The following is a 22,868-nucleotide window of genomic DNA, read 5'->3' on the forward strand; positions in this document are numbered from 1 at the left end:
AGCAGGTCGTAGTAGATGTCGTCGTCGACAAAGTCCCCGGTTACCGTTTGCAACAGCACACTTTCCGGCAGGCGCATGCCTCGCTCATGCAGGAACTTGTTGGTGGGTGCGATTTTGCCGCGTGCAATGCCGGTCAGATCGCTGACGACGCACTCGACTTCGGTAATCTTGTGATCTTTCAGCCAAGTGAACAGCTGATCGAAAGGGACATTCATAAAGACCTCGTTATTGGTTTTATTAACGCCAGGAGAGGCCGGTTTCATCCGCCGGACACTTCCCCTGTAGCGCGTTGACGTCTATCTTGGGCGAGCCTTGCAGTTCCATCTATCCACTTTAAGCAGCACAAAGCGCACCAAAAGAGTGCGCAAGGTCTCTTATGTCAACGTGCAGTTCACTTCAGGTCCAAGCCTTCAATACCGCCGATGTCGCCGAGCAGATCCGCGCCACACCGGGCTGGGTCCAGCATTACCAACAGATGTCGCCGGGGCATTTCGCAGGTAGGGTGCGCTACCTGGATCTGCAGGGCGTGGAGATTTACGAAGAGCAGATGAACACCCGGGTCGAGCAGAATTTCAGCGCGCCCCAGGGGTCGCTGTCGTTCTGCTTTGATCGCGGTGACAACGCGCTGTACGTGTTGAATGGCGAAAGTCGCAACATCTGGATTACCCCGGAGAACTACCAGGAAATCGCCGTGGTATTCGGTCCGGAGTTTGTACAGCGTCATAGCCTCGACATCGCCCGGCTCGAAGGGCTGTTCATGGCACCGCTCAACTCTCAGCAGAACGCGCTGTTCTGCCGTTGGCTCAGCGGGACCTTGACGCGGCTGTCGCAGACCATCGACCCACCGAGCCGCGAAGCGCTGACCCAACAGTTGCTGGAAGACTGTCTGTTCATCCTCGACAACGCGTGTGTCGGCCTCGACCAGGGCGCATTGCAGCGCCGTGCGGGAGAACGGGCGATCATGAAGCGGGTAGGGGAATGGGCGGCGGACACCCCGGAAGAACACCTCAACCTGCTGGAACTGTCCCAGGTTGCCGGGGTTTCACTGCGCCAGTTGCAGCATGCGTTCAAGACCTACACCGGCATGGCGCCGACCCAATGGCTGCGTTTGCGCCGACTCAACAGCGCCCGCCGCGAATTGCTGAGCTGCTCACCCACGCAGACCACCGTGGCCGAAGTGGCCATGCATTGGTCGTTCTGGCACCTGGGGCGGTTTTCCAGCAGCTATCGTGCGCTGTTCAAGGAATTGCCGAGCGACACCCTCAAGCGTGGGCGTGTCGCGCAGCCAGTCGGGCGCGGCCGGCGTTAGAAAGTCGGTGGCGTAATCACCCAGATCACCACCGCGTCTACTTCGCCGGGATTACCGTAACGGTGAGGTTCCTGGCTGGAAAAACTGAAGCTGTCGCCTTCATTGAGCTGGAAATGACGCTCGCCAACCCACAGCTCAAAACTGCCGGACAGCAGGTAACCGGCTTCTTCACCTTCGTGGCTGTAGCTTTGCTGGCTGTAGGTGCCGGGGGGGAAACGCGAGTGGAGCATTTCCAACTGGCGGTTGGCTTGCGGCGTCAGCAACTGGTCGACGATGCCGTCTTCGTAATGCACGTTCAGGCGGCTGTTCTTGCGCACCACGACGCCGTCGTCTTCGGGGGCGGTGACCGCTTCACTGGCGAAGAACCACTGGATGGTGACACCGAGGCTGCGGGCAATGTTGAACAGCGCCGGAATCGACGGGTAGGCGAGATTGCGTTCCAGCTGGCTGATGTAGCCGGCGGTGAGTTCGCTCTGTTGCGCCAGTTCCGCCAGGGTCATGCCCCGGCGTTTGCGCAGGCCGCGAATGCGCGTGCCGAGAAAATGCGGTTCGGCGTTGCCGGGTGCGGGCTGTGTGGTGCTGTTGTTGCTCATGATCAAATCCGAACCGGAGGAATGGCGCAAATCCCTTGTAGGAGCGAGCTTGCTCGCGATGGTCGCCAACGATAACGCTGGAAGCCTGACACCCAGCGGTGTTCTCGGGTTCATCGCGAGCAGAGCTCGCTCCTACAGGGTTGGTGTTAGCCATTAAAGTCCCGGAGTATAAACAGCCTTAAAGCTCCCACGCGACTTTCAGGCCTTCATAAATCGCTTCTTCGGCGGTGCGCGGCGCCAGGCAGTCGCCGATACGGCGAAACTCCACCAGCCCTTGCAGCTCGGCACCCAGGGTATCCACCGGTTGGTGACCCTGGCACAGCACCAGCGTATCGATGTTTTCCATCAGCATCGGTTCGCCACTGGCGGTGTGTTGCAGGTAGACCGTGTTGTCATCGCAGCCATACAGCCGCGCGTACGGCGTGATCGGCACCCCCAGTTTATGCAGCTCGCCGGCCAGTTGATCGCGCACGTACAGCGGCAGGTTTTCCCCGCAATGGGTGCCGTTGACCGCCAGTTGCACCTGGTGCCCGGCGCGAACCAGGCGTTCGGCGATGCCGGGGCCGATCCAGTCGCAGCGCCAGTCGACCACCACCACCGAACGGCCGATCTGTACTTCATCGCGCAGCACTTGCCAGGCGTCTACCACCTGTAGCTCACCGCCGCGCTCAAAGGCTGGCCAGTACGGCTCGGCACCGGTAGCGACGATCACCATGTCCGGTTTTTCCTGTTCCACCAGTGCCCGGTTGACCCGTGTGTTGCGCACCACGCGCAAGCCGGCCAGCTCCATTTCCCGCTGCAGGTTGGTGCTGGCGCCGCCGAATTCACTGCGCCGTGGCAGCAGTTGTGCGAGCAATACCTGACCGCCCAGTTGTGAACCGGCTTCGTACAGGGTCACGTCATGTCCACGCTGGGCAGCGACGGCGGCAGCTTTCATGCCAGCCGGGCCACCGCCGGCAATCATGATGCGCTTGCGATTGATCGTCGGTCTGCGTTCGCCAAAAATCAGTTCGCGACCGGTTTCCGGGTGCTGGATGCAGGAAATCGGCAAGCCCTTGTGGAAATGCCCGATACACGCCTGATTGCAGGCGATACAGGCGCGCACGTCCTCGACGCGGCCGGTATCGGTCTTGTTGGGCATCTGCGGATCGCAAATCAGCGCCCGGGTCATGCCACACACATCGGCCTGGCCGCGAGCCAGAATCAGTTCGGCTTCCTGGGGCTGATTGATGCGCCCGGTGACGAACAATGGAATGTTCAGGCTGGCCTTGAACGTCCCGGCTTCTTTGGCCAGGTACGCCGCTTCGATTGCCATGGGCGGCACGATATGCACCGCGCCGCCAAGGGACGCCGAGGTGCCGGCGACGATATGCACATAATCGAGCTGTGCTTGCAGCGACTGCACGGCGGCCAGGGATTCATCTTCGGTCAGGCCTTCCGGATCGCGCTCGTCGGCAGAAATGCGCAGGCCCACGATGAACTGCTCATCGGTCGCCCCACGCACGGCTTTGATGACTTCGCGCAGAAAACGCAAACGCTGTTCCAGTTCGCCGTTGTAGCCATCGGTACGCCGGTTGACTCGCGGATTGATGAATTGCGCCGGCAGGTAACCATGGCTGGCGACCACTTCGACGCCATCGATCCCGGCCTGATGCAGGCGCCGGGCGGCAGCGGCATAACCGGCGACGATCTCGTCGATCATTGCCTGATCCAGCGCGCGGGGCATCACCCGGAAACGTTCGTTGGGCACCGACGAGGCGGAGTAGGCCACCGCCAGCAAGCCATCGCTGGACTCCATGATCTCCCGTCCTGGATGGAACACCTGGGACAGCACCACGGTGCCGTGGGCATGGCAGGTTTGCGCCAGTTTGCGGTAGCCCTCGATGCACGCATCGTCGGTGGCCATCAGCACGTGGGAGGTGTAGCGCGCACTGTCATGCACCCCGGCCACTTGCAGCACGATCAGCCCGGCACCACCTTCGGCCCGTGCCCGGTGATAGGCGATCAATTGCTCATTGACCAGGTTGTCGGTGGGCATCGACGTGTCGTGACCACTGGACATGATGCGGTTTTTCAGACGCTTGCCACGGATCTCCAGGGGTTCGAACAGGTGCGCGAAGGCGGGTGTCGAGGTCGGCATGGTGCGGGTACTCCAGGCAGGCTGACCTGTGTAGGAGCCAGCTTGCTGGCGATGGACTTGAGGGCGACGCGTTCATCCAGACACCACGCGCCTTCGTTAACGTCCATCGCGAGCAAGCTCGCTCCTACAGAGGCAGCAGGTTTTCGGCGTTGTTATTATTGGTCTATAGAAATTTACCTTCAGTAAAAAATCAACTTGTTTTTTTACTGCGCCTTGCAGTAATTTCGCTTCGAGCCTGCTCCTGGGGCTTACCTCACAACAATAAAAAGGGCCTGGGCGGCATTTGTCCGCAGGGCACCTGCCAGAGGAACCACTGATGAAATCGAATACGCTCAAGCACGGTTTTTATCCCTTGGTGTTGTCCGTGGCCATGGGCCTGGGCAGTGCCCAGGCAGCCTCGGACATGGTGGTCGTCGGTTACGGCGGAGCCGGACAAAAAGCCCAGGACGTGGCGTTCTTTCAACCGTTCGCCGCCGTGGATCAAAGCAAAGTGATCCAGAGCGAATACAACGGCGAGATGGCCAGGATCAAAGTGATGGTCGACACCGGCAACGTCGACTGGGACGTGGTGCAGATCGAAGGTCCGGACCTGATGCGCGGCTGCGAAGAGGGCATGTACGAGCGCCTGGACTGGACGCGCCTGGGGCACGCCGACCAGTTGATCCCCGAGGCGGCGCAGGAATGCGGTTCCGCCGCGCTGGTGTGGAGCGTGGCGATTGCCTACGACACCGACAAACTGGCCCAGGCCCCAACCTCGTGGGCCGACTTTTGGGACGTGAAGAAAATCCCCGGCAAACGCGGGCTGCGTAAACGCGCGGTGTACAACCTGGAGTTCGCCTTGCTGGCGGACGGCGTGAAAACCGAAGACGTCTACAAGGTACTCGGCACCCCGCAAGGCGTGGACCGGGCATTCGCCAAGCTCACCGAACTCAAGCCCTACATCCAGTGGTGGGAAGCCGGGGCGCAACCGCCACAGTGGCTGACCGCCGGCGATGTGGTGATGACCTCGACCTACAGCGGACGCATCGCCGACGCCGCGCAGAAAGGCAGCCACCTCGGCCTGGTCTGGCCCGGCAGCCTGTACGGCATGGACTACTGGGCGATCATCAAAGGGTCCAAACATGTGGATCAGGCCAAGCGTTTCATTGCGTTCGCCAATCAGCCGGACGCCCAGGTCAACTATGTGCAGCAGATCCCTTACGGCCCGACCAACATCCAGGCCGCCGCACGGCTGGACGACAAACTGGCGCAATGGGTGCCCACTGCGCCGCAGAACCTCAAAGGTGCACTGTCGATGAACGTCGGTTTCTGGGTCGATCATGGCGAAGAGCTCGAAGAGCGCTTCAACGCCTGGGCCAGCAAATAACCTGACTGTGTTAGCGCTGGATTTGTAGGAGCTGGCTTGCCAGCGAAGACGGCCTGATGGTCGACGCAAGACTCAAGGCCGCCTTCGCCAGCAAGCTGGCTCCTACAAGGGGAGTTGGGTGGGCGGCCATATCCGTGGCTGGACGTACACAAGCGTCCAGCCTTACTGTCTGCCCCAGCCGATCAGCCTGGAGAACCAGAACAATGAACAAAATCGCCAGCCACCTGGCCCCTGAGCGCAGCGCTACCGAGCAGCGCCTGCGTGAAGAATTGGCGGCCTGTTACCGCCTGATTGCGCACTTTCGCATGACCGACCTGATCTTCACCCATATCTCGGTGCGCATTCCGGGGCCGGAGCATCACTTTCTGATCAACCCTTACGGGCTGATGTTCGACGAGATCACCGCGTCCAACCTGGTCAAGATCGACCTCGATGGCCACGCCGTGGAGCCGTCGCCGTACCCGGTCAACCCGGCCGGCTTCGTGATCCACAGCGCTATTCACGGCGCCCGGGAAGATGCGCAATGCGTGCTGCATACCCACACCAAATCCGGTTGCGCAGTGGCGGCGTTGAAGTGCGGACTATTGCCGGTGAATCAGATTTCCATGGAGTTCTATGGCCGGGTGGCTTACCACGACTACGAAGGTGTCGCGCTGGACCTGAGCGAGCAACAGCGGTTGGTGCAGGATATCGGCGACAAGCCGGTGCTGATGTTGCGCAATCATGGACTGCTGACTGTCGGCGAGACGGTGAGCCAGGCGTTCCTGCGCATGTACTACCTGGAAAAGGCCTGTGAGATTCAGTTGGCCGCGCAGGCTGCCGGTGAGGTGGTATTGCCGTCCGACGAGGTCTGCGCGCATACCGAGCGGCAGTTCAATGATCCGGGGCGGCCGTTGGAGGAGGGTGAACTCGCTGATCCGGATGCCATGCAACTGGCCTGGGCGGCTTTGTTGCGAATGCTGGATCGGGTGGCGCCGGGGTATCGGGACTGATCCGGGTTCTGTGTTGTTTGAGCTGGCCTCTTCGCGAGCAAGCCCGCTTGTATGGTAGGACTTGAAGGGAGGAGGAGGGACAAAGCCCGATTCTGACTGTTGACGCAGTACAGATCCGTGGGAGATTTCGCCCCTCCTCCTTTCACCCAAGCGCCGATAAAGAATGCATCTGGCTAGACCGACGATAGGAACAAGCCTCGCGCCTCTGGGTGAGCCCTTCAAGTGCTCAAAACCATATCCCGGAGGAAATTTAATGGCAATGCCGGTTTCTGTCTCAAAGCCGATCGCGGGCGTGGATGTCGCCAGAATGAACGGTGATTTATCACGCCGAACTTGACCTGCTTGAAACGATTCCCAACAACAAGGCAGCCATCAAGCAGTGGCTGAAGGACTTGCCGAGGACAGTGGCCATCGCCATTGAGTCGACCAATATCTATCACCTGGAGTTCGCCGATCTGGCCTTACGAGGCCGGCTGCGTGATTTACATGGTGGGTGGCTACGAGCTGATTCCATTACCGCAAAGGGGTGAGTGTCCGCGCCAAAACCGACGCGCTGGATGCCAGGCTGCTCGCTCGCTACCTGAAGAACGAAGGTGACGATCTTCATCCCTGGACCCCGCCATCACCGCTGTACCGTCAGCTCTTGAGCCTTTTTCGCCGCCAGGCGCTCTGGTTCAGGCACGAGTGGGCCTGGTGCAAAGCTGCAGGCGAATGAACCGCTGTTGAAGACCGCTTTCGCCGAGCAAGTGAAATCCATGCAACAGCGAGGCGCTGGTCGAAAAGACGATTAAGGATTATCTGAAAGAAGCCGGTTTACTCGGTCAGTTGAAGCGCTGTCTGAAAGTTGAAGGCATCGGATTTTTGACCGGGCCCGCTTGATCGCAGCATTCCAGCGAGGCGATTTCAGAAACGCAGATGCCTTCATCGCCTTTCTGGGAATGGATTTGCGGTGGCGATCAGGACAAAAGACGGTCGCCGAAGCTTGACCAAACGAGGTGATCCGGAAGCTCGCCGACTTCTGCAAACGCAGCCATGTCGGCCAGTCGTACACCAGCCTGGAAAGATTTTTACGCGGCACAAAGAGCTCGAGGGTTCAGCACCACTCAGGCACTGGTGATACTGGCTCGCAAACTTGCTCGGGTCGTATTCGCCTTGCTCAAGGGGCAAAGCGAATACCAGCCAAAAGTCGGTTGAGGGCTTCCCCTCAACCATAGAATCTCCCACAGTTGATCCGGGTTGCCACAAATTCTATGTACGGCGTAAATCCCTTGTGGGAGCGGGCTTGCTCGCGAAGCCGGCGACGCGGTATCTGAGACTTGCACCCGACTGGAGAAATGACCCGCTCTTGCTGTACAGTCGTTCAGCCCGCCGCTTGACCGTGCGGGCTTGAACGATTGAACCTAAGGAGCGTGTCGCCCATGAATCAGGAAGCCCGTTTTTCCCGCATGGAACCGGAGTTGCGCAAAGCCAACCTGATCGAGGCGACGCTGGTGTGCCTCAAGCGTCACGGCTTCCAGGGCGCGTCGATCCGCAAGATTTCCGCCGAGGCCGGGGTCTCGGTGGGGCTGATCAGCCATCACTATTCCGGCAAGGATGAGCTGGTGGCCGAGGCCTACATGGCGATCACCGGGCGGGTCATGACTTTGTTGCGCGACGCCATGGAGCAAGCCGCACCGAATGCCCGGGAGCGCTTGTCGGCATTTTTCCGCGGTTCGTTTTCCGCCGAACTGCTTGATCCGCAATTGATCGATGCGTGGCTGGCGTTCTGGGGCGCGGTGAAAACCGCCGAGGCCATCAACCAGGCCCACGATCATTCCTATGGCGAGTATCGCGGCATCCTGCGCAAGGTGCTGGCGGAACTGGCCCAGGAGGAGGAGCTGGGAAAGCTTCGACGCCGACCTTGCCGCCATCAGCCTCAGCGCATTGCTCGACGGCTTGTGGCTGGAGTCCGGGCTGAACCCCGGCACCTTCACCCCGGAGCAGGGCATCCAGATTTGCGAGGCCTGGGTCGATGGTTTGCAGGCCGGTGGCCGCCAGCGCTTTTGCCTGCAGACGAGCGACTGTTGATCAGTCGTTCAGCAATGGATACTCTCTGGCGCCGATGCAGGAAAACACTCTAATAAGAAACTGGCCTTCGGGCCTGAGCCGGACACCAAGCGATGACTCCTCGGGTATTGATCGTCGATGACGATCCGCTGATTCGCGATCTGCTGCACGCCTACCTGTCTCAGGAAGGCTACGACGTCCATTGCGCCGCCACGGCGGAACTGGCGGAAACCTTCCTGGCCAGCCAGACCGTGGACCTGGTGATGCTCGACATCCGCCTGCCGGGCAAGGACGGCCTGACCCTGACCCGCGAACTGCGGGTGCGCTCGGAAGTCGGGATCATCCTGATCACCGGACGCAACGACGAAATCGACCGCATCGTCGGCCTCGAATGCGGCGCCGATGACTATGTGATCAAACCCCTCAATCCAAGGGAACTGGTGTCCCGGGCGAAAAACCTGATTCGCCGGGTACGTCATGCGCAAACGCCACAACCGCCCATTGCCGTGGCCAAACCGGTCAAGCAATTCGCCGACTGGTCGCTGGATACCGACCGCCGTCGGCTGATCGATTCGTCGGGCAGTGAAACGCTGTTGACCCACGGCGAGTACCAGTTGCTCAGCGTGTTCTTGCGCAACAGCGGTCACACCCTCAGCCGCGACCAGTTGATGGACCAGATCCGTAACCGCGAATGGGTACCCAACGACCGCTCCATCGACGTGCTGGTCGGGCGCCTGCGCCGCAAGTTGCACGACGATCCGGCCGAACCCCAGTTGATCATCACCATTCACGGTGCCGGTTACCTGTTCACCGCCGGTGTGGCGGCCTGAACCTGATGAGGCGTTGGCTTTGCCTGCTGGCGGTGTTGGTGGCTGGCCATGCCGTCGCGGCGGACAAGGTTCGCTATTGCGATTATCCGGTGTACCCGCCGATTTCCTGGAGCGACGGCAAGCAGGTGCGCGGACTGGCGCCCAGCGTGGTGAAGCACTTGTTCGGCCAGTTGGGGTATGAGGTCGAGATGGTCGTGCTGGGTAACTGGAAACGTTGCCTGCTGGACGCCGCCGAAGGCCGGGTCGATGTGGTGCTGGCCTACAGCACCGCGCAAAGGGAGCAGAGCATGTTGTTCTCGACGGTGCCGGTATTGCGTGAAGAGGTGGCGCTGTTCATCAACCGCCAGCACCCGGTGAAATTCGAGCAGCTGGACGACCTGGCCCATTACCGTGGCGGCCTGTTGTTCGGCGAGAGCTACGGCGTGGCGTTCGATCGCATGGTCGCGCGCAACAACAACATCGAATGGGTCTCCGACAGCCACCAGAACTTCGGCAAGCTGATTCGCGGGCGCATCGATTTCATCACCCAGGAGCGGCGCACCGGCCAGTTGTACGTGGAAAACCTGCCCGGCGGCCAGGACATCGTCGCCTTGCCCAAGGCGTTGAGCGTGGACTACCTGCGGGTCGCCGTGTCACGGCGCTCGCCGGTGGCCACTCGCATGCCCGAGATCAACGCGCAGTTGCAGCACATGGTCGATGCCGGTGACATCGAGCGTTGGCTCAACGAAAGCGAAGTGACCTACCGCGACATGATCAACCTGCCGGCGGATGCGCAATGATTCGCGCCCGTCCAGGTGGACTGCTGCGACGGCTGCTGCTGTTCATTCTGTTGTTCAGCCTGTGCTTCACTGTGCTGGCCAGCAGCGTGCAACTGTACATCGAGTATCGACGGGAAATGCGCGACATCGATTCACGCATGGAGCTGATCCGCGCCGGCTACCTGGCCAGCCTGGAACGCAGCCTCTGGGACTTGAACCAGGAACAGTTGAACGTGCAGTTGCGCGGACTGGTGGACTTCTCCGACGTCGCCCGGGTGCATTTGATCAGCGCCGATTTCGACCTGATACAGGGCAATCCAGACCCTGCGGGACCGCTGCGCATCGAGCGGTTCGCCCTGGACTATCAGCCGCCGTCCGGTCCGTTGCGCAACCTTGGCGAACTGGAAGTGAGCACGGATCTGGGGGCGGTGTACCAGCGTCTGTACGCCACCGGTTTGACCAGCCTGTTGTGGATGGCAGTGTTTCTCTGCGGCCTGGCCATTGCGCTGTCGGGATTGTTTTATCGACTGGTGACCCGGCACCTGAAAGTCATGGCCGAGTTCGCCCGGCGCATCGCCGCCGGTGAATGGCAGGAACCCTTGCACCTGGACAAGCGTCGCGGCAGTGACGAAATCGACACCGTGGCCCACGCCCTGGACGATATGCGCCGGTCGATCCTGCGGGATATCGAGCGCCGGGAAAGCGATCGCCTGGCCTTGCAGGACAACCGTGACGAACTGTTGAAAATGGTCGAGCGCCGTACCGCCAGCCTGATGCGGGCCAAGGATGAAGCGGAAGCGGCCAACCTCGCCAAATCACGATTTCTGGCGACCATGAGCCACGAACTGCGCACGCCCCTCAATGGCATCCTCGGCATGGCTGAACTGTTGCGTGGCGCTGGTCTGGATGTCCAGGACGGCAAGCGCCTGGACGCCTTGCACAAGGCTGGCGAAGGCTTGCTGACGATCCTCAACGAAGTGCTGTATTTCGCCAAACTGGAGGAGGGCGTCAGCCATCCCGAACCGGTGGATTTCTCGCTGCGCCAGTTGCTCGACGAGGTGCTGACACTGCTGGAACCGCGAGCGCTGAACAATGACACGATCCTGAGTTGCCAGGTCGACCGGCGGATTGCCGAGCATCACCACGGTGCCGAGCAGTTTCTGCGTCAAGTGTTGAGCAACCTGCTGGCCAACGCGATCAAGTTCACCGAAGGCGGGGAAGTCAGCGTCGAAGTGGCGCTGCTCGCCGAAACGGGCGAACAGACCGGGCAGCGCCTGCGGGTCAGTGTCACTGACGATGGTATCGGCATTGCCCCGGCGATGCAGGCGAAGATTTTCGAGCGCTTCACCCAGGCCAGCGAAGAAGTCGCGCAACGTTTTGGCGGGACCGGGTTGGGACTGGCGATCTGCAAACATCTGGTGGAGCAGATGGGCGGCCGCATCGGCGTGGACAGTGAAGTGGGGCGCGGCAGTTGCTTCTGGTTCGAGCTTTGCCTGCAGCCGGCCAACGCGGTGGTTGCAGTCGCGCCGGTGCGGACGGTGGGGCCGGTACTGAACATCCTGGTGGTCGAAGACGTGGCGCTCAACCGCGAAGTGGCCATGGGTCTGCTGCAACGGGACGGCCACCGAGTGTGGCTGGCCGAAGAGGCACAACAGGCGCTGGAACATTGTGCCGCGCAGGTTTTCGACCTGCTGTTGCTGGACGTGCATCTGCCGGGCATCAGCGGAGTCGAGTTATGCCGGCAGATCCGCCACGGCGACGGGCCGAACCGCCATACCCGCATCTTCGCCCTGACCGCCAGTGTGCAACCGGCGCTGGTACGCGGTTATCTTGAGGCCGGCATGGACGGCATCCTGGCCAAGCCCCTGAAACTGGAAAACCTGCGCCAGGTGCTGGAAGGGCACATGCCCGTCGCCGAGTCGCTGGTGCATGACGAGGCGATGGACTGGCCGCTGTTGCAGACCCATCGCAACCTGCTCGGCGAGCAAAAGGTCCAGGGTCTGCTGGCGGTGCTGCGCGACTCGATTCTTCAGCACCGCGATGCGTTGCATGAAGCCATTGCCGCCGACGACTGCACGGAGGTCGCGCAACTGGCTCACCGTCTGGCCGGTAGCTGTGATTCGCTGGGTTTTCGTGCCTTGGCGACGGCCTTAAGGGCACTGGAGTCCTTGGCGCTGGCAAACGATGAATCGGCGATCCGCCACATGACCCTCGCGCTGGATGAACAATTGCAGCACGCACTGACCACCCTGAAAGGCCTGTTGCAGAGCTGACGTACAAAATTGTTACGACTTTCTACAACTTCGATCTTTACGGTCAACGCGAACTTACATGGCTTTCCAATAATCGACGCAACCGCCGCAGCGCGGTCTTCGAAGCTTATTGGAGATAATAATAATGAATTGCCGTAAAGCTGATCCCACCCTGCGCCGTGACGTCCTGTCGCGCGCTGTACACCTCACTGACTGCTGAGGTGCCCACATGAACGAAAACACTGATCGCAGCACTGATCAAAAAGGCATCCAGCTGACCCGAGCCCTCAAGAGCCGGCACATTTTCATGCTGTCCCTGGGCGGCGTCATCGGCACCGGGCTGTTCATGGGCTCCGGCGTGACCATCAACCAGGGCGGCCCGGTGGGGGCGATCCTGGCTTACCTGGTCGCGGGTTTCCTGATGTACCTGGTGATGGTCTGCCTGGGCGAACTGTCGGTGCAGATGCCGGTGTCCGGTTCGTTCCAGACCCACGCCACCAAGTACATCGGCCCGGCCACCGGGTTCATGATCGGCTGGGTGTACTGGATGAGCTGGGCCACCACCGTCGGGCTGGAGTTCACCGCCGCCGGCATGCTGATGACCCGCTGGTTCCCCCATGTGCCGATCTGGTACTGGTCGGCGCTGTTCGTGGTGGTGCTGTTCGGCATCAACGCCCTGGCGACCCGCGCGTTCGGTGAGGCCGAATACTGGTTCTCGGGGATCAAGGTTGCGGCGATTCTCGGTTTCATCGTGGTCGGCGTGCTGGTGATCTTCGGTGTGATGCCGTTGAGCAGCGGTGCACCGGCGCCGATGGCGACCAACCTGATCGGCGACTCGCTGTTCCCCAACGGCCTGTCCGCCGTGTTCGCGGTGATGATGACCGTGGTCTACGCGTTCCAGGGTTGCGAGATCATGGGTGTGGCCGCCGGTGAAACCGACCAGCCGGAAAAGAGCATTCCCCGCGCCGTGCGCAACGTGGTGTTCCGCGTACTGATCTTCTACGTGCTGGCGATTGTCGTGTTGTCGGCCATCGTGCCATGGCAGCAGGCGGGTCTGATGGAGAGCCCGTTCGTGCAGGTGTTCGACATGGTCGGCATTCCCTACGCTGCCGACCTGATGAACTTCGTGATTCTCACGGCGATCCTGTCGGTGGGCAACTCCGGCCTGTATGCCTCGACGCGCATCCTGTGGGCGATGTCGAAAACCGGCATGGCGCCGAAAAGTCTGTCGCCATTGAGCAAGCGTGGTGTGCCGTTGCGTGCCTTGAGCATCACCTTGTGCTTCGCACTGGTGTCGCTGATGACCAGCTTCGTCGCCGCCGATACCTTGTTCATGGTGCTGATGGCGGTGAGTGGCATGTCCGGCACCGTGACCTGGATTGTCATCGCGCTGGCGCAGTACAAGTTCCGCAAGGCCTATCTGCGTGATGGCGGCAAACTCAGCGACCTGAAGTACCGCGCACCCTGGTTCCCGGTACTGCCGCTGATGTGCATCACGCTGTGCTGCTCGCTGTTCGTGTTCCTGGCCCTGGATGAAACCCAGCGTCCGTCACTGTATTGGGGCTTTGGCTTCATTGCGCTGTGCTATGGCGCGTACTTCCTGATTCATCGCAAGCGTCAGGGCGTGTTGGTGCCGAGCTTGCCCACTACCTGATCTCTCAAAATAGACACATCCCCCTGTAGGAGCGAGCCTGCTCGCGATAGCGGTTGATCAGCCAACAGAGATGTTGAATGTGATTCCCTCATCGCGAGCAGGCTCGCTCCTACAGTGTTTTGTGGCGTACACGGCATCTGCGAACACTGAAGTGCCCTGTAGGAGCGAGCTTGCTCGCGATGGACGTTAACGAAGACGTGCACTGTCTGATTGAACGCGGTGTGCTTGAAATTTTCGCGAGCAAGCTCGCTCCTACAGGTGTTTTGAGGCGGATGAGAGAACTGCGACATGTCCTGTGTCGCCAGTTGTTCGAAGTTGTAACAGTGCCAGTGGTTTATGCCCTCCATTCTTGAAATAACTCAATAAAAACAATGATTTAAATGTCTATTGTGCTTGTTACAGCCCATTTCCACGCCAATTGCCGCCTTACTGAACACTCGTTTAGTATGGCCTCAAGTCGCATCACCTCAGACCAATCACAATAACTCGAGGAATCCCATGACCACTCAATCGTCGCTGCTCAGTCAGGTCGAAGCAGGCGTTGCCTGGATCACCCTCAATCGCACTGCCCAGCGCAATGCGCTGGACATCCCGACGCTGAAGAGCCTGCATGCCTTGCTCGATGGCTTCAACGCTGACCCCGCGGTGCGCGTGGTGGTCTTGACCGGCAGCGGCCGCAGCTTCTGTGCCGGCGCCGACCTCGACGAGTGGGCCGATGCCGAAGCCCGGGGCGCACTGGAAACCTATGGCTGGACCGAAACCGCCCACGCCTTGATGACCCGCCTGCACAGCCTGGAAAAACCGACCATCGCCGCCATCAACGGCACTGCCGTCGGCGCCGGGATGGACCTGACCCTGTGCTGTGACCTGCGCATCGCCGGGCAATCGGCCCGCTTCAAGGCCGGCTACACCAGCATGGCGTATTCGCCGGATGCAGGCGCCAGTTGGCACCTGCCACGCCTGATTGGCAGCGAGCAGGCCAAGCGCCTGCTGTTTCTCGATGAATTGTGGGGCGCCGACCGTGCCCTGGCCGCCGGCCTGGTCGGCGAAGTCTGCGCCGACGAGCAACTGCTGACCGTCACCAGCGAGCTGGCCGCACGCCTGGCCGCCGGCCCGACCTTCGCTTTTGCCCAGACCAAAAAACTCATGCGTGAAGGCGCCGAACGCAGCCTGGCGGAACAACTGCAAGCCGAACTCGCCGCGGGCCTGCTCTGCGGTCGCAGTGAGGACGGCAACGAAGCCCTGCGCGCCGCCATGGAAAAACGCCCGGCACGCTTCATCGGCCGCTAATTGCCAACGCTTTGCACACCTCTATCAGCACACGAACAACAGGTAGCACCATGAATTTCCAACTGACCCAAGAACAAGAAATGTTGGTGGACTCGGTACGCAGCTTCGTCGAGAAGGAACTGCTGCCCCATGAAGCAAGTCGACCGCGCCGACGAGGTGTCCCAGGAACTGGCGGCGCAGATCCGCGGAAAGGCGATTGCCGCCGGTTTCTACGCCTTCAACATGCCGGAAGAAGTGGGCGGTGGTGGTCTGGATTACCTGTCCCAGGCGCTGATCGAGCGTGAACTGTCCAAGGTTTCCTGGGCGCTGCACGTGTTCGTCGCGCGTCCGTCGAAAATCCTCATGGCCTGCAAGGGCGAGCAGATCAACGACTACCTGCTGCCGTGCATCCAGGGCGAGAAAATCGACTGCTTTGCCCTGACCGAGCCGGGTGCCGGTTCCGATGCCAATGCGATCAAGACTCGCGCCGTGCGTGAGGGCGACGATTTCATTCTCAACGGCAGCAAGCATTTCATCAGCCACGCCGGCCATGCCGATTTCGCCATCGTTTTCGCCGTGACCGACACCTATGAGCACAACGGCAAGAAGCGCAACGCCGTGACCTCGTTCCTGGTCGACCGCAACACCCCGGGCATGACCATCCGCCGTGGGCCCAAGTGCGTGAGCAACCGTGGTTATCACACCTTCGAAATGTTCTTCGACGACTGCCGCGTGCCGGCCAGCAAAGTGCTGGGCGAAGTCGGCAAGGGTTGGGACGTGGCCAATGCCTGGCTGACCGCCGGGCGCGTGATGGTCGCGGCCAACTGCGTCGGTCAGGCCCAGCGTGCGCTGGACGTGTCCCTGCAATGGGCGGCGGACCGCAAGCAATTCGGCCAGCCGATCGGCACCTACCAGGGCGTGTCGTTCAAATTGGCCGACATGGCCACGCAAATCCGCGCCGCCGAACTGCTGACCCTGCACACCGCCTGGAAAATGGACCAGGGCACCATGACCGATGGCGAGGCCGGGATGGCCAAGCTGTTCGCCAGTGAAGTGCTCGGCCGTACTGCCGACGAAGCGGTGCAGATCTTCGGCGGCATGGGCCTGATGGACGAAGGCCCGGTGGAGCGCATCTGGCGTAACGCGCGGATCGAGCGGATCTGGGAAGGCACTTCGGAAATCCAGCGCCACATCATTTCCCGCGAGCTGCTGCGGCCGCTGCTGCGCTGATCGGACCGGAGAGTTCCCATGTCCCAAACCATTCGTGACAACCTCAAACGCATGCTCGCGCCACAACACGTGGCGTTTGTCGGCGGCCGCAGCATGGCGCGCGCCCTCAAGCGCTGTGCCGAGGGCGGCTATCAAGGGCAAATGTGGCTGGTCAACCCGCAACACGACAGCCTCGAAGGCGTACCCTGTGTGCGCAATATTGCCGATCTTCCTTGCGGCCCGGACGCGGTATTCATTGCGACCAACCGCGAACTGACCCTGACCTGCGTGGCCGAACTGGCCGCCATCGGCGCGGGCGGCGCGATCTGCTACGCCTCAGGCTTTGCCGAGACCGGCGCCGAAGGCCAGGCCCTGCAACAGCAACTGCTCAAGGCCGCTGGCGACATGGCCTTGCTCGGCCCCAACTGCTACGGCCTGCTCGACTACCTGCACAGCTCCGCGCTGTGGCCGGTGGCCCATGGCGGCAAAGCGGTGGAGAAGGGCGTGGCGGTGCTGACCCAGAGCGGCAACTTCGCCTACAACCTGTCCATGAGCGACCGCTCGCTGCCGGTGGCCTACATGGCCTCGGTGGGCAATCAGGCGCAACTGGGGGTCGCTGAACTGATGGACGTATTGCTCGACGAACCTCGGGTCACCGCCATCGGCCTGCACCTTGAAGGCCTGAAGAACGTGCCGGGTTTCGCCCGCGCCGCGCACAAGGCGCTGGAGAAGGGCATCCCGATCATTGCCCTGAAAACCGGCGTGTCGCAGATCGGCGCCGAGCTGGCCTTGAGTCATACCAGTTCGCTGTCCGGCTCCGATGCACTGTACGACGCGCTGTTCGATCGCCTCGGGGTCATCCGCGTCAGCGGCCCGGTGAGTTTTGTCGAAACCCTCAAGGCCGCTGCCTGCGGCAACCTGCCAGCGGGCAACAGCCTGATCGCGCTGGCCTGTTCCGGCGGTGACGCCGGGTTGATTGCCGACTACGCCGAACGCAACGACCTGGGCTTGCCCAGGCTCGACGACGGTCAGGTGGGTGAATTGGCCCAGGTGCTGCCGAGCTACGCCAACCTGGTCAACCCGCTGGATTTCACCACGGCAATCTGGGGCGACGGCGAAGCCTTGAACCGCATGCTCGACAGCGCACTGCGCACCGAAGCCGACGCGGCGATGCTGGTGCTCGACTATCCGTCGGAGTTCACCGGCGAGCGCAAGGAATGCGACCTGCTGTTGGAATTGTACTGCGCGGCACTGGCGCGTCACGGCAAAACCGGGTTCGTGACATCGGCCTTTCCCGAATTGCTGCCGGCCCATGCCCGTGAGCGTCTGCATGCCCAAGGCGTCGCGGCGTTGCAGGGCGTTGAAGACGGGCTGGCCGCGTGGGGCCGCATCGCCGGTTATCAACGCAACCGTCAGGCCTTGTTGGCGCTGGGCGAATCGGCGTTGGTTCCGCTGTGCCCGCAAGCACTGGACGGTGAGGGGCGCTTGCTCAATGAGTGGGATTCCAAGCAGGCCTTGCGAGCCTTTGGTCTGCCGACGCCAAACGGTGTATTGAGCACCCCGGACAAAGCCCTGAAGGATGCCGGGTCACTGGGCTATCCGCTGGTATTGAAAGCTGTCAGCGCTCAGCTGCCACACAAGACCGAGGCCGGTGCCGTGGCGCTGAACCTCAAGGATGATGCGGCATTGAGCACAGCACTGGAGAAGATGCGTAACAGTATTGCCGCCTACGCCCCGGGCGTACCCTTCGACCAACTGTTGCTGGAGCCGATGGCCCGACCGCCACTGGCCGAGCTGATCGTCGGTATCAAGCGCGAAAACGATTTCGGCCTCGCGCTGGTGATCGGTGCCGGCGGCATTCTGGTGGAGTTGCTCAAGGACAGTCGCAGCCTGTTGCTGCCGACCACCGACGGCGCGATCCACCATGCCTTGCTCAGCCTGCGCAGCGCACCGTTGCTGCAAGGTTTCCGTGGTCGCGAGTCGGCTGACCTGGACGCCCTGGTGACGGCGATTCGCGCAGTGGCCGACTACGCCTGCGAAAACGCCGCGCAACTGCTGGAGCTCGATGTGAACCCATTGTTGGTCGGTGCCCACGGCACGACCGCGGTCGATGCGTTGATTCGCCTCGGCCATGAGTGAGGACATGAACATGCAAAGCAAAACCTTGACCGGTGGCCAGGCGCTGGTTCGCCTGTTGGCCAACTACGGCGTCGATACCGTGTTCGGCATCCCCGGCGTCCACACCCTGGAGCTGTATCGCGGCTTGCCCGGCAGCGGCATTCGCCATGTGCTGACCCGGCATGAACAGGGCGCCAGTTTCATGGCCGACGGCTACGCCCGGGTCAGCGGCAAACCCGGCGTGTGCTTCGTCATCACCGGCCCCGGCGTGACCAACGCCGCCACCGGCATCGGCCAGGCCTACGCCGATTCGATTCCGATGCTGGTGATTTCCAGCGTCAACCACAGCGCCAGCCTCGGCAAGGGCTGGGGCAGCCTGCACGAGTGCCAGGATCAACGGGCAATGACCGCGCCGATCACTGCGTTCTCCGCCGTGGCACTGACTGCCGAGGACCTGCCGGAGCTGATCGCCCGAGCCTACGCAGTGTTCGACAGTGAGCGCCCGCGCCCTGTGCACATCTCGGTGCCGCTGGATGTGCTGTCGGCGCCGATCGCTCGTGACTGGAGCAACGACGTGGTGCGTCGTCCGGGGCGTGGTCCGGCATCCGCCACTGCAATCGATCAGGCCGTGGCCAAACTCAACGGCGCGAAACGACCGATGATCATCGCCGGTGGTGGTGCACTCAACGCCACTTCGCAGTTGCAAGAGATCAGCACCCGACTCGCTGCGCCGCTGTTCACCAGCGTCGCTGGCAGAAACTTGCTGCCGCCGGGTGCGCCACTCAACGCCGGTTCCTCGCTGTGTGTGGAACCGGGCTGGAAACTGATCGCCGAGGCCGACGTGGTGCTGGCGGTCGGCACCGAAAATAGCCGACACCGATTTCTGGCGTGAACGCCTGCCACTCAATGGCGAACTGTTGCGGGTGGACATCGACCCGCGCAAGTTCAACGACTTCTACCCATGCGCGGTGGCGTTGCATGGCGATGCGCAACAAACCCTCAGAGGTTTGCTCGAGCGCCTGCCGTCCGACGTGCGTGATGCCAGCGCTGCGATTGCCTCGGTTGCCGCCCTGCGTGACGCGGTCAAGGCCGGCCATGGTCCGTTGCAGTCCATCCATCAATCGATTCTCGACCGTATTGCTGCGGAGCTGCCGGACAACGCCTTCATCAGCACCGACATGACCCAGCTTGCGTATACGGGTAACTACGCCTTTGCCAGTGCCGCCACCCGCAGCTGGTTGCACCCGACCGGCTACGGCACTCTGGGTTACGGCCTGCCGGCCGGGATCGGCGCCAAGTTCGGTGCGCCGCAGCGACCGGGGCTGGTGCTGGTGGGCGACGGTGGGTTCCTCTACACCGCGCAGGAACTGGCGACCGCTGTCGAGGAGCTGGACAGCCCGCTGGTGGTGCTGCTGTGGAACAACGATGCGCTGGGGCAGATCCGCGACGACATGCTCGGCCTGAACATCGAGCCCATCGGCGTGTTGCCACGCAACCCGGATTTCGCCGCCCTGGCGCGTGCGTTCGGCTGCACCGTGACCCAGCCGCAAAGCCTCGCCGAGTTGCAGACCGACTTGCGCCACGGCTTCAAGCGCAACGGCGTGACCCTGATCGAGCTCAAGCATGCCTGCGCGCACTGAAATGTATTTTAAGGGGATGAAGCCATGCGCTTTTCCGATCTGACTCAACGTATCGCCGGCGACGGCGCCGCCGCGTGGGACATTCACTACCGCGCCCTGGCGCTGCGCGAACAAGGCGAAGACATTTTGCTGCTGTCCGTGGGCGATCCGGATTTCGACACGCCACAACCCATCGTGCAGGGCGCCATCGACAGCCTGCGCAGCGGCAACACGCACTATGCCGAGGTGCGCGGCAAGCGTGCCCTGCGTGAAGCCATCGCCAGACGGCATCAACAACGCAGCGGCCAATCCGTTTCGGCGGATCAGGTCACCGTGCTGGCCGGGGCGCAATGTGCGCTGTTCAGCGTGGCCCAATGTGTACTCAATCCGGGTGACGAAGTGATCGTCGCCGAACCGATGTACGTCACCTACGAAGCGGTGTTCGGTGCTTGCGGTGCCGTGGTGGTGCCGGTGCCGGTGCGCTCGGAAAACGGCTTTCGCGTACTGCCCGAAGATGTCGCCGCGCGCATCACGCCACGCACCCGGGCACTGGCACTGAACAGCCCGCATAACCCGTCTGGCGCCAGTCTGCCGCGCAGCACGTGGGCGGCCTTGGCGGAGTTGTGCATCGCCCACGACCTGTGGCTGATTTCCGACGAGGTCTACAGCGAATTGCTGTTCGAAGGCGAACACGTCAGCCCGGCGAGCCTGCCGGGTATGGCCGAACGCACCGCGACCCTCAACAGCCTGTCGAAATCCCACGCCATGACCGGGTGGCGGGTCGGCTGGGTGGTGGCGCCGCCATCTTTGGCAGCGCACCTGGAAAACCTCGCGCTGTGCATGCTCTACGGTTCGCCGGATTTCATTCAGGACGCCGCTGTAGTGGCCCTGGAAAGCAACCTGCCGGAGCTGGAGGCCATGCGCGACGCCTATCGCCAGCGTCGCGACCTGGTGTGCGACAGCCTGGCCGATTGCCCTGGCGTGCGGCCGTTGAAACCCGATGGCGGGATGTTCGTGATGCTCGATATTCGCGAAACCGGGCTCAGCGCCCAGGCGTTTGCCGACCGTCTGCTGGATCGCCACGGCGTGTCGGTATTGGCTGGGGAGGCCTTCGGTCCGAGCGCGGCGGGGCACATTCGACTCGGTCTGGTGGTCGGTGCCGAACCGCTGCGCGATGCCTGCCAGCGCATTGCCCGTTGTGCTCAAGAATTGATGGAGGCAAAGGTTCATGCTTAACCACAAGACACTGTTTATTGACGGCCGCTGGCAAAAACCGTCGGGGCAGGGCTTCGCCGAGGTGATCAACCCGGCGACCGAAGAAGTGGCCGGCAGCGTGCCGCTGGGCGATGAGCGCGACGTCGACAATGCCGTGTCGGCGGCCCGCGGGGCACTCGAATCATGGTCGCGTACGCCCTCCAGCGTGCGCGCCGGTTACATCCGTGCCCTGGCTGAGCAATTGCGCGCCCGCGCCGATGAGATGGCCTCGGTCATCACCACTGAACTGGGCATGCCGGTGCAATGGTGTCGCTCGGTACAGGTCGACGGGCCGATCCTCGGCCTTGAGCAGTACGTCGAGCTGGCCGGGCTGATGGACGAAGTGCGCGAAGTCGGCAACTCGCTGGTGATTCGCGAAGCGGTGGGCGTCTGCGCGTTCATCAATCCGTGGAATTACCCGCTGCACCAGTTGATCGGCAAACTGGCCCCGGCACTGGCCGCTGGCTGCACGGTGGTGGTCAAGCCGAGCCAGGAAACCCCGCTGCACGCCTTCCTGCTGGCGCAGATGATCGAGGACATCGGCTTGCCGGCCGGGGTGTTCAACCTGGTCAGCGGGCCGGGTTCGAAAGTCGGTGAAGCGCTGGCCAAACACCCGGACGTGGACATGGTGTCGTTCACCGGTTCCACCGGCGCCGGGGTGCGGGTCGCGCAAGCGGCAGCCCCTTCGGTCAAGCGCGTGTGCCTGGAACTGGGCGGCAAGTCGCCGCTGCTGATCGCCGAGGATGCGGATCTGGCAGCGGCCGTGCGCTACGGCGTGCAGGACGTGATGATCAATTCCGGCCAGACCTGCACCGCGCTGACCCGCATGCTGCTGCCGGCCAGCCGCTACGCCGAGGCCGTCGAACTGGCGCTGGCGGAAACCTTGAGCCTGCGCATGGGCGACCCTCTCGACCCGCAAAGCTTCCTCGGCCCGATGTGTTCGGCCGGGCAACGGCGCACCGTGCTCGATTACATCAAGGTCGGTCAACAGGAAGGTGCACGGTTGCTGTGTGGCGGTGACACACCGGCGGCGTTCGAGCGCGGCTTCTATGTCAGCCCGACGCTGTTCGCCGATGTCGACAACCGCATGCGCATCGCCCAGGAAGAAATCTTCGGCCCGGTGCTGTGCCTGATTCCCTACACCGATGAGGCGCAAGCGGTCCAGATCGCCAATGACTCGCCGTTCGGCCTGTCCAGTGGCGTCTGGGCCGGCAGTGCCGAGCGTGCCTTGCACCTGGGGCGGCAGCTGCGGGCCGGCCAGTGCTTCCTCAATGGCGCGGCGTTCAATTATCAGGCGCCGTTCGGTGGCTACAAACAATCGGGTAACGGTCGGGAGTGGGGGGAAGAGGGACTCAATGAGTTCGTCGAAGTGAAGGCGATCCAGGTGTGACGGCTGGCGATTCAAACGTTGTATGCACCGGGCCATGGCCCGGTGTCTTGCGTGGCTTTGAATTGGTAT

The 22,868-nt window shown here is 62.1% G+C and carries 13 protein-coding genes and 5 pseudogenes; 15 read left to right on the forward strand and 3 right to left on the reverse strand.

Going from position 1 to position 22,868, the window contains the following annotated elements:
* Positions 1-215, reverse strand: a pseudogene (locus RS887_RS27665) (glutamine synthetase); the annotation flags it as partial.
* Between the two features lie 161 nt (positions 216-376).
* On the opposite strand from RS887_RS27665, the gene RS887_RS27670 reads away from it, so the two are divergent.
* Positions 377-1,309 (forward strand): helix-turn-helix domain-containing protein, encoded by a 933-nt coding sequence (locus tag RS887_RS27670; protein ID WP_322617878.1) that lies wholly within the window; start codon positions 377-379, stop codon positions 1,307-1,309.
* Here RS887_RS27670 and RS887_RS27675 read toward each other — a convergent pair.
* Positions 1,306-1,902 (reverse strand): cupin domain-containing protein, encoded by a 597-nt coding sequence (locus tag RS887_RS27675; RefSeq protein WP_322617879.1) that lies wholly within the window; start codon positions 1,900-1,902, stop codon positions 1,306-1,308. The two genes, RS887_RS27670 and RS887_RS27675, sit on opposite strands and share 4 nt — an antisense overlap.
* A gap of 178 nt (positions 1,903-2,080) precedes the next feature.
* Positions 2,081-4,042, reverse strand: a complete 1,962-nt coding sequence (locus tag RS887_RS27680; protein WP_322617880.1) for an FAD-dependent oxidoreductase — start codon at positions 4,040-4,042, stop codon at positions 2,081-2,083.
* A 316-nt stretch (positions 4,043-4,358) separates the two neighbouring features.
* Between RS887_RS27680 and RS887_RS27685 the strand changes: the two genes are divergently transcribed.
* The 14 genes and pseudogenes from RS887_RS27685 to RS887_RS27750 all read left to right on the forward strand — a co-directional run bounded on the left by RS887_RS27685 (position 4,359) and on the right by RS887_RS27750 (position 22,799).
* Positions 4,359-5,408: an ABC transporter substrate-binding protein gene (locus RS887_RS27685; protein ID WP_322617881.1), complete on the forward strand. Its 1,050-nt coding sequence runs from the start codon at positions 4,359-4,361 to the stop codon at positions 5,406-5,408.
* A 203-nt stretch (positions 5,409-5,611) separates the two neighbouring features.
* Positions 5,612-6,400, forward strand: a complete 789-nt coding sequence (locus tag RS887_RS27690) for a class II aldolase/adducin family protein (RefSeq protein WP_322617882.1) — start codon at positions 5,612-5,614, stop codon at positions 6,398-6,400.
* A gap of 259 nt (positions 6,401-6,659) precedes the next feature.
* Positions 6,660-7,594: pseudogene (locus RS887_RS27695) on the forward strand (IS110 family transposase).
* A gap of 224 nt (positions 7,595-7,818) precedes the next feature.
* Positions 7,819-8,467 (forward strand): annotated as a pseudogene (locus tag RS887_RS27700) (TetR family transcriptional regulator C-terminal domain-containing protein).
* Positions 8,468-8,559: 92 nt separating this feature from the next.
* Positions 8,560-9,276 (forward strand): response regulator, encoded by a 717-nt coding sequence (locus RS887_RS27705; RefSeq protein ID WP_322617883.1) that lies wholly within the window; start codon positions 8,560-8,562, stop codon positions 9,274-9,276.
* A 5-nt stretch (positions 9,277-9,281) separates the two neighbouring features.
* Positions 9,282-10,055 carry a substrate-binding periplasmic protein gene (locus RS887_RS27710; RefSeq protein ID WP_322617884.1) on the forward strand — a complete coding sequence of 258 codons (774 nt, stop codon included), beginning with the start codon at positions 9,282-9,284 and terminating at the stop codon, positions 10,053-10,055.
* Positions 10,052-12,307: an ATP-binding protein gene (locus RS887_RS27715; protein ID WP_322617885.1), complete on the forward strand. Its 2,256-nt coding sequence runs from the start codon at positions 10,052-10,054 to the stop codon at positions 12,305-12,307. The genes RS887_RS27710 and RS887_RS27715 overlap by 4 nt, the downstream gene beginning before the upstream one ends.
* A 208-nt stretch (positions 12,308-12,515) precedes the next feature.
* A complete protein-coding gene (locus tag RS887_RS27720) occupies positions 12,516-13,940 on the forward strand; it encodes an amino acid permease (RefSeq protein WP_322617886.1) in 1,425 nt (474 codons plus the stop codon).
* Between the two features lie 498 nt (positions 13,941-14,438).
* Complete coding sequence (locus RS887_RS27725) at positions 14,439-15,230, forward strand: enoyl-CoA hydratase/isomerase family protein (protein WP_322617887.1); 792 nt, start codon at positions 14,439-14,441, stop codon at positions 15,228-15,230.
* Between the two features lie 50 nt (positions 15,231-15,280).
* Positions 15,281-16,439: pseudogene (locus RS887_RS27730) on the forward strand (acyl-CoA dehydrogenase family protein).
* Between the two features lie 18 nt (positions 16,440-16,457).
* Positions 16,458-18,557 (forward strand): acetate--CoA ligase family protein, encoded by a 2,100-nt coding sequence (locus RS887_RS27735; protein ID WP_322617888.1) that lies wholly within the window; start codon positions 16,458-16,460, stop codon positions 18,555-18,557.
* 10 nt (positions 18,558-18,567) lie between these two features.
* Positions 18,568-20,176, forward strand: a pseudogene (locus RS887_RS27740) (5-guanidino-2-oxopentanoate decarboxylase).
* A gap of 24 nt (positions 20,177-20,200) precedes the next feature.
* Positions 20,201-21,391 (forward strand): pyridoxal phosphate-dependent aminotransferase, encoded by a 1,191-nt coding sequence (locus tag RS887_RS27745; RefSeq protein ID WP_322617889.1) that lies wholly within the window; start codon positions 20,201-20,203, stop codon positions 21,389-21,391.
* Complete coding sequence (locus tag RS887_RS27750) at positions 21,384-22,799, forward strand: aldehyde dehydrogenase family protein (protein WP_322617890.1); 1,416 nt, start codon at positions 21,384-21,386, stop codon at positions 22,797-22,799. The genes RS887_RS27745 and RS887_RS27750 overlap by 8 nt, the downstream gene beginning before the upstream one ends.
* The last annotated feature ends 69 nt before the right edge of the window (positions 22,800-22,868 follow it).

Source organism: Pseudomonas sp. BIC9C (assembly GCF_034541995.1).
GTDB classification, from domain to species: Bacteria; Pseudomonadota; Gammaproteobacteria; order Pseudomonadales; family Pseudomonadaceae; genus Aquipseudomonas; species Aquipseudomonas fluorescens_CC.